The following is a 16,391-nucleotide window of genomic DNA, read 5'->3' as shown; positions in this document are numbered from 1 at the left end:
TCAAAGCGTTCACGCTCCTTTTAGAGTTGATTTTTCAGAAGCTGATTGCTGTTGCTAAAAAGATAATTAATCGGCATCAGGGGGAGTAACCCCTGATGCCGGATGGAAAATCTATTTACCAGCAGCCAATTTCTGCAGATCCGCGTTGAGTTGGGCGAAAATATAAACGGGTGCACAGCCGGGGTAGTAAGTCACTGATTTGGCCAGTGCCGCCCCTTCTTTTACCTTATCCACAGATGGGAAGAGCTCCCAGCAATCGCCGCAAATAAAGACGTTTTTGTCAACACAGATTTGCGGATCGAAATCTGGTACACCTCCAGCGATAACGACAACTTCACCAGATTTTTCCAGGAATTTGTTCATGTCGATGCCACTTAAAGCAAATGAATCGAGAGCCCCACGAACATTAACAAAACAGCCGGGACAGGTTTGCTGCATCACACAGGTTAAACCGGCATACATACCGATCGGGTCGCCACCGGGACGTTTGAAGTGTTTCATAACGGATTCAATGGAATTACCGACAACATCGATTTTTGCTAAATCGATTTCGCCCTGGCCTTCGGTTCCGGCACAGCGGATGGCGGGAATTTCCATCGGTTCAAAGCCCATAATGGAACAGGCAACCGAGTCAACAGCAACAGTATCAGTTCCTGCGATCATCAAGTTCATTTCAATGGGCGAACCGGCGTGAGGTCCCTGGCCTTCCATCCCAATAACGGAGTCGACAATGGTCAGGTCAGCATGACGGATTCTATACATATCAGCCATTTTCTGGCCCAATTCAATTCGGTGAGCACCCTGTTGCTGATCGTTGGGATGACAGTTGGGGATGATCCCATTCCAGTTTTTAAGACCTAAGGTAACGGTTCCAGCTAAATGCACTTTCATTTTTGGTAAGTTGATGACAACGTCAGCATCCATGAACGGTTTAAAGACGGTGGCATGTTTAAATAATTTGGCCCCTTCAATTTCTACCGCAACAACGTCATGTTCGTCAAAATAGATAACTTCATCAGCACCGCCAAGTTTGGCTGCTTCTTCCATTTTGGAATCTTTGAAGGCAGGTTTGGCCCGGCCAACATGCATCCCTAATGATGGATTATCACCAACGACTACTTTTCCGGCTTTGGAGTTTTTCTTAACATAAGAAACAACAGCTTCAATGGTTCGTGGATCAACGACGGCGTGGCTTTCTGGCGGTGCCTGGAAAGCAAGGTTTGGTTTAATTAAGACGGTATCGCCTTCTTTGATGATGGTATCAAGGGAACCAATTGCTAATTCAACTGCTTCGGCAACTGCGGCTTCAATTTTTCTAACATCTTCTTCGATACGAACATATTTGCCGCCCATGAATGAGGCATTGCCTTCTGGTTGTGCAACCTTTACAACAGATACTTTTGTTTTACTCATGATAATCTCCTTTTGGTATAGTCACCATATATTTGTCCATAAGCATGGACGTACAGTTATATACCCGCAATAATCATGCCAAAACAATATATCCCTGAAAAACCCAAAATTGAGATTCTTGAGGTATTATTAAGTGTGTCATGTGTCAAAATGAGACAAGATGGTGTGTCATTATAACACGTGACACATGATTTAAGCCTTAATCTAAAAAACTTTGGTAAACTGAGTTTCAAATTAGTGGTATTCGATGAGAATGTTTTTTGTTATAATCTTATGAGATGAGGTATTATATATAAGATAGAAAAAACTACCGATGCGAAAGTTTAGCATTTGGTTCATAATACTTTAGTAGTTTGTTTAAAATAAAGAAAGTGAGGATAATATGCGTAAAGTTTTATTATTAAACGGTAGTCATAAATCTGGTAAAAGTTATACCATGATCATAGCCGAGCAATTTGCATCAGGTCTGGTTGAGCATGATCCGGAAACCGTGATTGAAACTGTTGATTTAATCCAGAAGAATATTAACGCATGTACGGGGTGCCATACCTGCTGGACCACCACACCAGGGGAATGTGTTTTTCAGGATGACATGACAGAACTCTTCCATCAATATGAAGATGCTGATATCGTCATCTGGGCTACTCCGCTCTATCATTATGGGATCTCAAGCGCCATGAAAAAATTCATGGAACGAACCCAACCGGCGCTATTGCCATTTATTGACAATGAAGGCGGGGGAACCTACGGACATCCGTTCCGGAATCCTGAAAAAATGCTGACAAAAAAGCATGTACTGATCAGCACCTGTGGCTTTCCGTCAACAAAAAACAATTATGAAGGAGTCGAAGAACAGTTTAATAATCTCTTCGGAAAAGATAAGTGGGAAAAGATCATCTGTGTCGAAGGTGAGCTTCTGGGTATTCATCAGCTGGATAACCTGACTGGTCCATATCTGGATTTGGTTAAAATTGCTGGCCAGGAATATGGTGAAAACCTGAGCATTACGCCAAAAGTCCGGGAAGGGCTGTCTAAACCATTCGTTGAAACGCCAACCTATCTCCAGACGACAAACCTGAGCTGGGGAGTCGATGATACCCGGATGAAGGATTCCGACGGTGGGCTGATTGCCTGGAATTACATGAAAGAAGTTCAGGCGGCCTTCAACCCTAAGGTGCGGCCTAAAATGAATGCGGTTCTGCAAATTGATTTCACTGATATTAAAGAACGCTATCAGTTTGTGATCAAGGATGAAACCTGCACGCTGCTGCGTAATGATTTTGCCAGAGAAACAGCGACCATCAATATCAATCTCACCACTCTGGAGCGGATTCTGGAAGGGAAAATTGACGCCGCCCAATCGTTGCTGGAGAAAAAATATTCTGTTGTTGGCGATATGCGGTTGTTCAACGCCTTTTTGGATGGCCTATTTGGTCCGGTTAATCTGAATCCGGATAAGAAAAAAAGACTGGTACCAATCAGTTTTAAAAATACTCCTTATTGGTTTTTTCTGGCCTTGTGTCCCTGGATTTTCTGTTTTTTATTTGCCGATTACAGTCCTCTGATTGGGGTAGTGATCCCGTTGATGATCAGTGGCATCTTGTGCGGCATCAAGCGCGGTACCGATCTGGTTTATTTTGAACGAGCGACGCTGTTGACTTTTTCGTTGCTCGGTTTAATGGTGGTGACCTTTGGATCGGATTATCCGGGAAACACCTTTGCGATCATCGGGTATTTTGCCCTGGCCTTAATCTGGGCGATCTCCACCTTAAAAACGATTCCTCTGACAGCCGACTACACCCACTATTTCAATGGTCGTAATGCCCTGAAAAACGTTTTGTTCTTGAGGACCAATCGATTGTTATGTTATGTCTGGTCACTGGTCTTTCTGGCTCAGGCGGGACTGACTTTATGGCTTAATACGACGTTACTGATCAATTTTGCGGCAATACTGCCGATCATATTGAGCATACCGACCTTTGTGTTTTCACTCTGGTTTTTAAAATGGCATCCCAGCGAGATGGCTAAACCGAAATAGGAACTTCAGAAAATTTTTGTTGTGACACCATGGATTCAAAATAGGAGCTAAAATGTTAACACTGGATAAAATATACCACGCATCATTTACACTGAAAAAATATATTCGGCCTACGGATTTGATCCATGCCCCTAAAATATGTCTGGACAGCGATATTTATTTAAAAACAGAAAATTTGCAGATAACCGGATCTTTTAAGGTCCGGGGGGCCTGTTATAAGATTTCTCAGCTCAGTGAAGCTGAAAAAGCGAAGGGGGTGATTGCCTGCTCAGCTGGTAATCATGCCCAGGGGGTGGCCATGGCCGCGGCGATTAACCATATCAAAGCCCTAATCTGCTTGCCAGACGGAGCCCCGATCTCCAAAGTGGAAGCGACCAAAGCCTATGGTGCCGAGGTCTGTCTGGTTGAAGGCGGCTATGACGAGGCCTATGCAAAAGCATTGGCGCTTCAGGCCGAGAAAGGTTATACCTTTATCCATCCCTTCGACGATGAGTTTGTCATCGCCGGTCAGGGCACCATTGGCCTGGAACTGCTTGAAAGTCTGCCGGATCTGGATGCAGTGATCGTTCCGATTGGCGGTGGCGGGCTGATTTCGGGCATTGCCTATGTGCTCAAGTCCTTAAAACCCGATGTGAAAGTTTATGGGGTCCAGGCCTGTGGCGCACCCAGTATGCAACAGTCTATTCTGGAGAAAAAAATCTGCCGATTGCCTCAAGTATCAACCATTGCCGATGGAATTGCCGTGAAAGAGCCAGGAGAGCTGACCTTCAGCCTGTGCAGTGATTTTGTCGATGAGATCGTCGCCGTCACCGAAGACGAAATATCCACTGCTATCCTGACTTTGATTGAACAGCAAAAACTCATTGCTGAAGGGGCTGGGGCGGTGGCGGTGGCGGCTGCGATGTTTGGCAAATTACCGATTAAAGGTAAAAAGACGGTTTGCATCGTATCCGGTGGTAATATTGATGTGACGATCTTATCCCGGATCATCAAACGCGGTCTGTTAACCTCTGGCCGGACTTGTTCCTTTAATATTGAGCTGCTGGATAAGCCGGGGCAGTTGAAGAAGGTGTCTCAGATTATTGCCGATCTGGGTGGGAATGTCATCTCGATCCACCATGAACGGAGCAATGAAGGCTCTGATATCAATGGTTGTTTTCTGCGAATTGAGCTGGAAACAAGAAATTATGAACACATTCGCGAAATTAGGGAAGGCCTGGTCCAGGGCGGATTTAAATTACAGAATTAAAATGAAAATTGTGTGCTACTATTGATTGATTATAGAAAAAAGGGGTATAATTCAACCGATAAGTGTTTAACATCTGTTTATCGTGGTGTGCTTTTGAATCAATCGGGAATCTTTTGAAAAAGAGCACACTGAGATAAATCTAATCGGAGCGTAGCAATAAAAAATTGTTTATATGTTTAAAACAGGAGGAGAAAAATGTTAACCAATATTAGTGAAGATTTAAAAAAGATATTTCTGTTTGGTGTCGGAGCGGTGGCTGTTACAGCCGAGAAATCAAAGGTTCTCATTGATGAACTGGTGGAAAAAGGTGACCTCACTGTTCAACAGGGGAAAATTCTCAACGAAGAATTAAAACATAATATCAAAGAAACCATCAAAGATACGGTGACGGTCAATGTGGTTAAATCTGAAACACCACCTTCTGCTGACACTGTGGTGGCGGGGCTTGATAAGATGACCCCGGATGAAATTCAAAAGATTAAGGATAAGTTGGATGCGATGACTGCGGAAAAAGAGATTGTCGAGGTTTCCGACTTGGAAGAAAATGTCAGTGAAAAGGAAATCGATGAACTTAAGTGATTCTGGCATAAGAGTAAAAGATATACCAAAAAGTCCAATGGATACAAATGGAAAACGGCTGAAAAAAATTGTGTCCATACTGGTAAAACACGAAATTACCAAAGGGTTGACCCCAGAAAAACTTCGACTTATTATCGAAGACCTGGGGCCGACCTTTATTAAAATCGGTCAGATTATGTCGATGCGTCGGGATATCTTTCCCAGTGACTACTGTATTGAACTGGAAAAACTGCGGTCTCAGGTGACGCCCATGCCCTTTGATGAGTTCATCCGAATTATTGAAGAGGAGTATGAATGCCCAGTCAACGAAGTGTTTCGCACAATTAATCAAGAGCCACTGGGTTCAGCTTCCATCGCGCAGGTGCACGCCGCCAATTTGCTTGATGGCGCTAAGGTTGTGATTAAAGTCCAGCGTCCGGGGATCTACAAGGTCATGGCCCAGGATGTCGTACTCTTGAACCGGGCCACCGGGATTCTCAATATTGCCAGTGGTATTGGCGACGTGGTGGATTTTAAAATGATCGTTGATGAAATGTGGAGCACCGCCCAGCAGGAAATGGACTTTCTCTTCGAGGCCAAAAATGCCCAGTTATTTAATGAACTCAATGCCGAAATCAAATACATTGGCTGTCCCCGAATTTACAATCAGTTTACCACCGCCAAGGTTCTGGTTATGGAAGACATTGTCGGTATTGAAATTGATGAGAAGAAAGCATTGCAGGAGGCCGGCTATGATCTCCAGGAAATTGGTGTCAAGCTGGCCGAAAACTATGTCAAACAGATCATTGATGATGGTTTTTTCCATGCCGACCCTCATCCGGGAAACATGTTTATCCGGGATGGCCAAATTGTTTGGATTGATCTGGGAATGATGGGAAAACTGTCCAAACGGGAGATGGGACTGTTAAGGCGAAGTGTCAAGGCCGTGGCTACCCGGGATGTGGAAAGCCTGGAAGGTGCGATTCTTTCCCTGGGGGTCCACAAGGGCAAGCGCATCAACCATTCACTTTTATATGAAGCGATTGATCGGATGCTGGATGTTTATGGCACCGAAGAACTCAGTAACATTAATATGGGACGATTCCTGGAAGAAATCTTGCGGATTGCTGCCGAAAATCACATTGGTATGCCCCGGGGCATCAGTATGCTCAGCCGCGGTATGATCACCATTGAAGGGGTGATCGCAGAAATATCTCCCGATGCCAATTTTGTCCGGATCATGGCCAACCATATGGCCGGTCAGCAAGTCGCCAATTTTGATCTGAATAATTTTATGGAAACCAATCGACGGAAAATACTAATCTCCGGTGAAAAAGCTATTAGTGTACCGGGGCAGATTTCTGATTTTTTAAGTCTGGCCAATAAAGGGCAATTGAAAGTTAACCTGGAAGTAATGGGATCGGACGAACCCCTGGCCGAAATCGATCAGATGGTCAATAAGATTGTGATCTGCATCATTCTAGCCGCACTTCTGATCAGCTCCAGTTTCATTGCCACCACTGATATGACACCGCTGTTCATGGGAATCCCGGCTTTGGGGGCGCTGGGCTATTTCACTGCAATTATTTTAAGTCTGGGATTGATGATTTCCATTCACCGTAAGAAAAGGAAACGTTAGCTTGAGATAATTTTTTAATTGTTTTAGATTAGAATGATTTCTTTTGGGTATAATTATAGTAAGCTTCGTTTAAGCTAAAATATTTTCTATGAAAAGGAGAAAGAAATGAAAAGAAATGTAATTTTGGGAATGCTGCTGATACTAGCTATACTGATTTCTGGTTGTACGCAAGCACCGGCAACCACAGACAAAAAAGATGCAGAGACAACAGATGTTGTCACCACGGCTTCACTTGTCAATACTGAAGATGCTTTTATTAAAGCCATCAGTAAGGATGGTACCTGGATCATTGCCACCCTTGGTGATTTAAAAATTGATTCCGACCTGGTTCTGGATGGTGAGTTTGTCAATGGTAAGAAAGATGACGCCGGAAATGACATTGTTCAGCGAAAGATTGGCCTCTATACTCAGGATGAAGCCCGAAATGTCACGGCCAGATTCACCCTGACGGCACCAAAGATCACCATTAATAGTCCCAAAGCCAGCATTGAGCATGGAACTTTTGTCGGCGATGTTTACGTAACCGCCACAGATTTCCAGCTTAAAGATCAAAAAATCGAAGGGAATTTGTATTTTACAAATCCCGAAGCCCAGGCTACCTTTAAAATGGATGCAACAAGTTCAGTTACTGGCGTTCAGGAATTAAAGCAATAGAAGTAATTGTTTGACATTTCACAATAAAAATTTTGGGAGCCTCTAAATTGAAGTGTGAAATACATCAATTTAGAGGCTTTTATTTATTTAGGCAAAAAGTAAATGATGAGAATAGTGAAAAAAAGTTGTGAAATAAAAAGTTAAAATCCGGAGGTGCATTATGGAAAAGAATATTATTATATTAGGTGCCGGATATTCGGGTATTCTGATTGCAAAGAAGCTTGCCAAACGTTTGAAAAGTCAGACGGATGTTAAAATTACCTTAATCAACAAAGAAAGCTATCATACCATGCTCACGGAGCTGCACGAGGTAGCCGCAAATCGCGTTGAAGAAGATAGTATCCGAATCAGTATCAAACGTATTTTTGAAGGTCGAAATGTTGATGTGGAAGTGGACACGATCACTGCGATTGATTATGAAAAAAAACAATTAACGGGAAAAAAATCCAGCTATAGCTACGACTATCTGGTAATGGCTTCGGGTTCACAGCCGTCGTTTTTTGGTATTTGTGGTGCGGAAGACTATACTTATAAACTTTGGTCTTATGAAGATGCAATCAAGCTGAAGGGACATATTTTTGAAATGTTCACCAGAGCTTTGCAGGAAACGGATCAAGCAGCAAAACAGAAATTACTAAGCTTCTATGTTTTAGGGGCCGGGTTTACCGGCGTCGAAATGGCCGGAGAACTGGCGGAATGGGTACCGATACTCTGCAAGCAATTTGAAATTGAGCGCGAGATGGTAAAAATTACGCTGGTTGATATGATGGACAGAGTCGTCCCTAATTTGTCAGAGGAACTTTCAGAAAAAGCAAAAAGACGATTGGAAAAAATGGGCGTGGAAGTAAGGTTAAAAACAGCTGTTGATTGTATTGGCGCCGACTTCATTGGCCTCAAACAGGCTGATCAGCATCAGGAACTGCCTACCAACACGGTTGTCTGGGCGGCTGGCATTGAGAGTTCAGATATTGCCAACCAGGCCGTTCAACTTACCCAGGTTGGTCGTGGCCGCATTAAAACCGATGAATTTCTCAGAGCGGAAGGAAAAGATGATGTTTTTATCGCCGGGGATAATATTTTCTATATTCCTGAGGGTGAATCAACGCCAGTACCACAAATGGTCGAAAACTGTGAACAATCCGCAGCTACTGTCGCCCATAATCTAACCAGTGTCATTACCGGAACTGGAAAAATGGAGAAATATGCGCCCAAGTTCCATGGGGTAATGGTTAGTATCGGCGGGCGTTATGGGATTTCTTATGTCGGCACCGACAAAAAGAAATTTGCCTTACCTTCGTTTCTCTCTCAGTTTGTAAAACATTTTATTAATATTATTTACTTTATCCAAATTTTGGGATGGAATAAGGTCTTTAGTTATATGCGACATGAGTTTTTTACGATCCGAAATTGCCGGAGTTTCGTTGGCGGCCATTTTTCAAATCGAACCCCCAGTTTCTTATTGGTGCCCCTACGGGTTTTTCTGGGCGCCTTCTGGGTCTATGAGGGAATCAAGAAAGTCAATGAAGGTTGGCTCCAAAAGCCGATGCTGACACCGTTTTTTAAAGGCGCAAATGATTTGTATTACTCGATTCTCCAGGCTGGTACTGGTGGCGGCGATGCGGTATCAAGTGCTACTGCAGCCGGAGCGGGTGCTGAAGCGGCCGGAAATCTGCTCATCAATTGGAATATCTTAGGGTTGTTTAAAATTATTGTAATTCAGACATCGGATATTGCCATTAAATTACAAATGGGTCTTATGGATTGGTTTACCAACACTGTGATTCTTAGTAGTGGGAGCTCAGAAGTGTTTTTTCAGTCGGTGATCGTCTATTCTGAAATACTTGTCGGAGTCTTGTTGATTCTAGGTCTGTTCACCACCATTTCCGCCCTATATTCAATCGTTCTCCAGGGGATGTTTGTGACAACTACCGGGCTTTATCTGAGTACATGGTGGATGATTTTTGCGGCAGTGGCAGTTATTTTTGGCGGAGGGAGCGTATTCGGACTTGATTACTATGCAATACCCTGGTTAAAAGAGCACTATAAGAATATCAAAATCGTCCGAAAACTATATATTTATCATGATTAAGAGTGAATTATCACCACGACTGGACCACCAATCTGCTCTTGAAGCAGTTAGACGATTGATCGATGAGACCTTGTTGGATACTGATGAATTAATCCAGGCGATGATGCAACACCTGACATTGGGAACTGGAAAAAATTTGAGAGCGATGTTATTGTTGGGGTCGGCAATGGATGAAGAAGGGCTTGTCCGACAGGATGCTGTTATTGCCGGAGCAGCAGTGGAAATTCTGCACCTTGCCACCCTGGTTCACGATGACATCATTGATGAGGCTGATATCCGTCGGGGACAAGCCAGTCTGCAAAAAAAGTTTGGCAAAAAAGAAGCGGTAATCTGTGGTGATTACCTCTTCTGCATTGCGATTGCCATGGTGGCTGAGATTTCCAATCACTATCCCGAAAAGCTGAAAGAATTTACCCAGGCCATGACAAAAATATGTTTAGGCGAACTGCGTCAATTTAAACATAACTCAGACACCGATCTAAGTGTTTTAAATTACCTGAAAATAATTGCTGGTAAAACGTCGGCACTCTTTGCGCTGGCGATGTATTCCGGGGCCATCATCAATGGAAGCAGTGATAAAGAAGCCCGTTTTATGGGGCGGATTGGTCACAATATGGGTTTGGCTTTTCAGATCCTCGATGATTGTGCAGATTATGAAGCTGATGTAGTGGAAACTAAAAAATCGGTTAAGCATGACCTGGCCGAAGAAGTCATCACCTTGCCGTTAATTTTTGCTTTTCTGAAAAAACCGGAACTCAAACAGCGAATCCGACAGCAACAATTGAGTGTGGCAGAGATTAACGAAATCATTGCTGAGGTGGTCGATGTTGGTGGCGTTTCAATGGCCCATGATGTGGCCGAAAAATATTATCGCAAGACAAAAAAAATGATCAATACCCTGCCGAATAAGCATCAGCGACAATTAATGGGTAAGATTTTGGGGCGAATTTGGAAAGTTGAGAATTAACGGATGATCCAACGGTTTTTAAATTATGTCGAAATTCGGACAAAAATAGCCAGTTTGTTGCCATTTTTACTGGGCTTGACTTATGTTTTGTATACCTATAAACAGGTTGATATTCGCAATACACTGCTATTTTTCACATCAATGCTGAGCTTTGATATGGCAACAACCGCCTTAAATAATTACATCGATGTGAAAGCAAATGGCAAGATTTTGGAATTTTCTAAAAGAACTGCGAAGCAGATATTGTATTTCCTTTTGATTCTGGCGATATTATTGGGGCTGGCCCTGGTATTTTATACCGGAGTGATTGTTCTAGTATTGGGCGCCCTCTGTTTTGGCGTGGGGATTTTCTATACCTTCGGTCCAGTACCGATTTCCCGGATGCCGTTAGGCGAAATATTCTCGGGATTATTTATGGGCTTGTTTATTCCCTTCTTAGTGGTTTTTATTAATGCCCCTGAAGCTAGTCTAATTTATTTTACCTTTACGAACTGGCTTCTGCAAGTGTCATTTAACATCCTGGACCTACTGAAATTGGGCGTTGTTACAATCCCGGCGATCACAGGGATTGCCAATATTATGTTGGCAAATAACATCTGTGATCTTGACGATGATGTTAAAGTAAACCGCTTTACCCTGCCTTATTACACTGGTGTAAAAAATGCCCTGAATATTTTTGCAGCGCTTTATTACTTGGGGTTTGCTGCCACTATAATAATGGTAATGCTTGGATTAGTGCCAATTTATGGATTAATTGCAATTGTGGGTTTAATCCCTATTCATAAAAATATTTCAAAATTCAGAAAACAGCAGTCCAAGACAAAGACATTTCCACTGAGTGTGCAAAACCTGGTGATCTCATTAGTTCCGATAATTATTATTTTGACAATCGGAACGATCCTTAATTAAAATAATTATGACGATAAATTAACAGACTCTTAATATAATCTTTCCAGGCCGTTAACATATGGTACTGCAGAGCATGTTAGACTTTAACAGCGATGAAGATAATAGGGAAACCTATATCTCAATCGCTGTTATTTAGTTTGTATGAGCTTTAATGATATAAATCAGTTAGCAGATGGGGAGAAAAGTAAATGAAATGGTTTTATAATTTAAAAATAGGCCGAAAAATAATTCTGGGATATCTGATCATTGCCGCCATAGCTGGAGGGATTGGAGCCATGGGGTTGGTGGGTATTCAAAAAATCAGTCAGCAAGATATTTATCTTTATGAGAAAATGGCTAAACCGTTGGGAGAACTGGTTAATATCGTCGACTCTTTTCAGGGCATTATCGGCAGTATTGATGATTTAATCCTGGCAACGACGCCAGAAGACATTGATGCCATTGAGAAGGAAATCCTTAAAAAGAATTCCCGTTTTGACTCCAACCTTAAAACCTTTCAAACGACCCTGATGGACCCGGAAGCCATTAAAATTGCGGATGAGACCTATTTGCTGAAAGATCAATTTGATGTGATGGTTACCGAAATGGTTGATTTGGTTCATCAGGGGAAATCAGCCGAAGCGGCTGTTTTAGCAAGAAGCAGCGAGTTTGATGCGATTCACAGTCAAATAGAGACTAATTACCGGGAAATGATGGAGTTGAAACTGGTAATTGTTAAGGATACCGGCAAAAGTAATCAGGCCATTGCGGCATCATCAACGATGATGATGATTGTCTTACTGGTGGTGGGACTCATTCTCTCGCTGTTGCTGGGTTTTATGATTGCCTCAACCATCACCAAACCCATTGCCAGAATCAATAAGATGATCAAAGAAATGAGTTTGGGCCATCTGGGGATGCGATTAAACATGGATTACCAGGATGAAGTTGGCGAAATGGCGGTGGCAATGGATCACTTTGCCGATGATCTGCAACATGTGGTCATTGAAACCATGCATCAGATTTCAGCCGGGAATGTGTCGGCAGACATTGAACCCAAGGATGATCAGGATGAAATAATGCCGGCGTTAAAGCAGACCATTGAAACCATTCGCGGACTGATTGCCGAATCCGTTTTGTTGTCTCAAGCCGCCGTTGAAGGTCGATTGGAAATCCGCGGCAACACCGATGATTTTGAAGGCGGCTTCAGAGAAATTCTGGTTGGCTTTAATCATACCCTGGATGCCCTGGTCGTGCCATTGCATGCGGCGGCTGAGTGTGTCAGTCAGATCGGCTGCGGGATTATCCCGGAAAAAATTGAGGACACCTACTATGGTGATTTTGAAACCTTTAAGAACAGTATTAATGCCTGTATTGATGGTTTGACGGCGCTGAAAGAAGGAAACCATGTTTTGGGACTGATGAATCAGAATGATTTTAGCCAGTCGATTCAGGGTGATTATCTGGGCATTTACGCGGAAATTGCCGAATCCATTAATGGTATTCGCAGACTGCTCCTGACGATTACAAAGATTGCCGGAAATATCAGTCAGGGCAATCTCAGTGATTTGCCGAACCTGCAACAGGAGAGGAAACGCAGTGAAAATGATCGCCTGATGCCAACTCTGGTGGCGATGATGGAGAATATTTATCTGTTGGTGGCCGAAACCGAAACCATGGCCCAGATTGCGGTGGAAGGGGATTTAAGTCATCGCGGCAACAGCAGCAAATTCAGCGGTGAATATGCGACAGTCATTGACGGTTTTAATCATACCCTGGATGCCGTTATTGAACCAATCAGGGAAGCATCAAAGGTACTTCAGGAATTAGCCCAGGGCAATCTTCATGTTAAGGTTATGGGGGAATACAAAGGCGATCACGCTAAAATAAAAGAAGATCTTAACCAGACCATTGTTTCGCTGGAAGCCTATGTGGGGGAAATTACTGGTACGCTTGAGGAAATGGGACGCGGGAATCTTAATCAGGATATTACTTCAGAATTCAGAGGCGATTTTTCAGCCATTAAAAAGTCATTAAATGATATTAATAGGCAGCTTAGTACGACCCTTTCAGATATCGATGGGGTTTCTGCTCAGGTAGAGTCGGGGGCTATCCAAATATCTGATAGTGGCCAGGCGCTGGCCCAGGGAACAACCGAACAAGCCAGCTCGATCCAGGAACTGACGGCCTCGATCGAAGAAGTAGCCGATGAAACCAGACAAAATGCGATCAGAGCCGACGAAGCCAATCAGCGGGCGGTGGCAGTCGGCGAAAATGCCAGAGTTGGGAATGCTCAGATGGAAACCATGACGAAAGCCATGACTGAGATCAGTAAAGCCTCCAATGGGATCTCACAGATTATCAAGGTCATAGATGATATTGCTTTCCAGACTAATATTCTGGCCTTAAATGCGGCTGTGGAAGCGGCTAGAGCCGGGGAACACGGCAAAGGCTTTGCCGTGGTAGCGCAGGAAGTCAGAAGTTTGGCGATTCGTAGCAGTCAGGCAGTAAAAGAGACGACCCAACTGATTGCAGGATCGCTGGAAAAGGTGGAAGCTGGCACAGCGATCGCCAATCAAACGTCACTCAGCCTCAAAGGAATTCTCGATGAGATCGAAAAGGTGGCTGCTCTGGTGGGTGACATAGCCGTGGCATCTAACGATCAGGCACTTTCGATTGCTCAGATCAACCGGGGTATCGAAGAAGTGTCGATGGTGGTGCAGACTAATTCGGCCACAGCCGAACAAAGTGCTGCCGCCAGCGAAGAACTTTCGGGACAGGCGCAACTACTTAAACAAATGGTATGTGCCTTTGAGATTCGCGCAGTGTAATTAGGCAAAAATGGTGACAGTACGGTCGTTTACCATGAAACGGAACCTTTCGAGGTTCTTTTTTTTGTGATTTCATTAATAACGCTTGACAATTAAATGAAATAGTATTATTGTATTAATCAAGTAATACAATAATACAAAGGAGGACCGCGATGAAATGGTACATCGATTCCGATCGCCCCATCTATAAACAGTTGGTGGAACAGATAGAGCTCAGAATCATCTCCGGTGTATATGCACCGGGCGATAAACTTGAATCAGTGAGAGAGATGGCAATGGATGCTGGAGTGAATCCCAATACCATGCAGAAAGCATTGGCAGAACTGGAAAGAATGGAACTCGTTTTTGCACAAAGAACCAGCGGCAGATTTATTACGGAGGATTTGAAAGTGATAGAAGAAGCGAAAAAAAACTTGGCAGTCCAGGAAATTGGCGCATTTCTAGAAAAAATGAAAAAGTTGGGCATGGGCCGAAATGAAATATTGGTATTAATGGAAAAGATAGAGGAGGGGGAAAAAGACGATGACCATATTAAGCACTAAGAATCTGACTAAAAGCTATGGAAAAAAAACAGCCCTAGCCAACATCAATATGGAAATACCCCGGGGCCGGATCATTGGCTTACTGGGGCCCAACGGCAGCGGCAAAAGTACCTTTATCAAGTTGGCTGCCGGTTTGCTGGTGCCAACAGCAGGGGAGATTACCATCGATGGTGATGCCCCGGGAGTCGATACTAAAGCGAAGGTTTCCTATCTGTCTGAGCGCACCTATCTCAATGACTGGATGCGGGTCAGTGAGATCATTGCCTTTTTTGAAGATTTTTATACCGATTTCAATCGGATTAAAGCGGAAAACATGTTGAAGGATTTGAATATCAATCCTGATGATCGGCTGAAAACCATGTCCAAGGGAACTAAAGAAAAGGTCCAGCTAATTCTGGTGATGAGTCGTCAAGCCCAGCTGTATCTCCTTGATGAGCCCATTGGCGGGGTAGATCCGGCGGCCCGGGATTATATTTTAAATACCATTATCACTAATTACAAAGAAGAGGCATCAGTCATTATTTCCACCCATCTGATTGCTGATATTGAACAGATTCTGGATGACATTATTTTTATTAATCAGGGTGAACTGGTGCTGAGTTCCAGTGTCGATGAAATACGGGAAACTCATAACAAGTCGGTGGATGGATTATTCAGGGAGGTGTTTAAATGTTAGGAAAACTGATCAAACATGAAACCAGGGCCACCAGTCGAATTTTTCTGCCCCTTTACGGTGCCCTGCTGATTTTAACAATTTTTACTAAATTGGTGATGGCGATCGGCGCACCGGATTTCTTTTCCGAGGCAGCGTCAAATAACAACAATATTGCTGAAATTATTCTGGGGATCAGTTTTACCCTCTATTTTGTGCTGATCGTTGGTATTTGCGTGATGACCCTGGTGATGATCATTCAGCGTTTTTATAAAAATCTCTTCACCGATGAGGGCTATCTGATGTTCAGTCTGCCGGTTAAAACCTGGGAACTGGTTTTATCCAAACTACTGGTGGGGATGATCTGGTCGGCAGTCTGCACCGTAATGATTGTTCTGACCTTTTTCATTTTTTCGCTGGGTGCTTTTTCGATGATGGAATTGTCGCAGACGATCCGCTCGGCCTATTCGATGTTTTACCTGCAAACGGGGATGGAGCTTAATCTCTTTATGGCTGAAATGATATTATTTATCCTGGTTCAAACCGTTGCTTCGATCCTGATGATTTATGTTTCCATTGCGATTGGTCAGCTTTTCAATCAACACCGGATCGTAGCAGCCTTTGGTGCCTATATTGTCATAACCATTGCGATGCAGATTATTATGTCGATTGCGATGGCGGTTTTTGCCATCGGCAATCTGGAAAACATGGTGCTAAATGGCAGTGAGGCCATGACAACCGTTCAATGGCTTATTAATGGGTCAACGGTACTCAATGTGGTGCTGGGCATTGGTTTCTATTACGTGACTCATACAATTATGAAAAAACGTCTAAATCTGGAATAATTTGTGTTGATTTGTGTTATAATAAT

At 43.3% G+C, this 16,391-nt stretch carries 13 protein-coding genes; 12 read left to right on the top strand and 1 reads right to left on the bottom strand.

The features are described from left to right. Positions 1-111 precede the first annotated feature (111 nt). Positions 112-1,413: a DUF362 domain-containing protein gene (locus A3KS_RS0103925; protein ID WP_026393811.1), complete on the bottom strand. Its 1,302-nt coding sequence runs from the start codon at positions 1,411-1,413 to the stop codon at positions 112-114. 382 nt (positions 1,414-1,795) lie between these two features. Here A3KS_RS0103925 and A3KS_RS0103920 point away from each other — a divergent pair, with 382 nt between their 5' ends. The 12 genes from A3KS_RS0103920 to A3KS_RS0103865 all read left to right on the top strand — a co-directional run bounded on the left by A3KS_RS0103920 (position 1,796) and on the right by A3KS_RS0103865 (position 16,365). Further along, on the top strand, positions 1,796-3,451 hold the full coding sequence (locus tag A3KS_RS0103920; protein ID WP_026393810.1) for an NAD(P)H-dependent oxidoreductase: 1,656 nt from the start codon (positions 1,796-1,798) through the stop codon (positions 3,449-3,451). 52 nt (positions 3,452-3,503) lie between these two features. Further along, positions 3,504-4,700, top strand: a complete 1,197-nt coding sequence (gene ilvA, locus A3KS_RS0103915) for a threonine ammonia-lyase (RefSeq protein ID WP_026393809.1) — start codon at positions 3,504-3,506, stop codon at positions 4,698-4,700. A 195-nt stretch (positions 4,701-4,895) separates the two neighbouring features. Then, complete coding sequence (locus tag A3KS_RS0103910) at positions 4,896-5,279, top strand: phasin family protein (protein ID WP_026393808.1); 384 nt, start codon at positions 4,896-4,898, stop codon at positions 5,277-5,279. Between the two features lie 37 nt (positions 5,280-5,316). Continuing rightward, positions 5,317-6,897 (top strand): ABC1 kinase family protein, encoded by a 1,581-nt coding sequence (locus A3KS_RS0103905; RefSeq protein WP_035355206.1) that lies wholly within the window; start codon positions 5,317-5,319, stop codon positions 6,895-6,897. 105 nt (positions 6,898-7,002) lie between these two features. Next, on the top strand, positions 7,003-7,551 hold the full coding sequence (locus A3KS_RS0103900; RefSeq protein WP_026393806.1) for a hypothetical protein: 549 nt from the start codon (positions 7,003-7,005) through the stop codon (positions 7,549-7,551). 160 nt (positions 7,552-7,711) lie between these two features. After that, the gene (locus A3KS_RS0103895; RefSeq protein WP_026393805.1) at positions 7,712-9,640 is read left to right on the top strand and encodes an NAD(P)/FAD-dependent oxidoreductase; all 1,929 of its coding nucleotides are present in this window, start codon (positions 7,712-7,714) and stop codon (positions 9,638-9,640) included. Then, the gene (locus tag A3KS_RS19935; protein WP_084504876.1) at positions 9,633-10,607 is read left to right on the top strand and encodes a polyprenyl synthetase family protein; all 975 of its coding nucleotides are present in this window, start codon (positions 9,633-9,635) and stop codon (positions 10,605-10,607) included. The genes A3KS_RS0103895 and A3KS_RS19935 overlap by 8 nt, the downstream gene beginning before the upstream one ends. Positions 10,608-10,610: 3 nt before the next feature. Continuing rightward, entirely contained in the window at positions 10,611-11,516 is a 906-nt protein-coding gene (locus tag A3KS_RS0103885; RefSeq protein ID WP_026393804.1) for a UbiA family prenyltransferase, read from the top strand. A gap of 188 nt (positions 11,517-11,704) precedes the next feature. After that, complete coding sequence (locus A3KS_RS22295; protein WP_051355638.1) at positions 11,705-14,326, top strand: methyl-accepting chemotaxis protein; 2,622 nt, start codon at positions 11,705-11,707, stop codon at positions 14,324-14,326. A gap of 152 nt (positions 14,327-14,478) precedes the next feature. Continuing rightward, complete coding sequence (locus A3KS_RS0103875; RefSeq protein WP_026393803.1) at positions 14,479-14,868, top strand: GntR family transcriptional regulator; 390 nt, start codon at positions 14,479-14,481, stop codon at positions 14,866-14,868. Further along, the gene (locus tag A3KS_RS0103870) at positions 14,849-15,544 is read left to right on the top strand and encodes an ABC transporter ATP-binding protein (protein WP_026393802.1); all 696 of its coding nucleotides are present in this window, start codon (positions 14,849-14,851) and stop codon (positions 15,542-15,544) included. The genes A3KS_RS0103875 and A3KS_RS0103870 overlap by 20 nt, the downstream gene beginning before the upstream one ends. Continuing rightward, positions 15,538-16,365: a hypothetical protein gene (locus A3KS_RS0103865; RefSeq protein WP_026393801.1), complete on the top strand. Its 828-nt coding sequence runs from the start codon at positions 15,538-15,540 to the stop codon at positions 16,363-16,365. Before A3KS_RS0103870 ends, A3KS_RS0103865 begins: the two co-directional genes overlap by 7 nt. Positions 16,366-16,391 lie beyond the last annotated feature (26 nt).

Source organism: Acetobacterium malicum subsp. dehalogenans DSM 11527 (genome assembly GCF_000472665.1).
Lineage (GTDB): Bacteria > Bacillota > Clostridia > Eubacteriales > Eubacteriaceae > Acetobacterium > Acetobacterium malicum.
The sequence above is the reverse complement of the archived record's forward strand: the minus strand, read 5'-3'. Positions and strand labels throughout refer to the sequence as shown.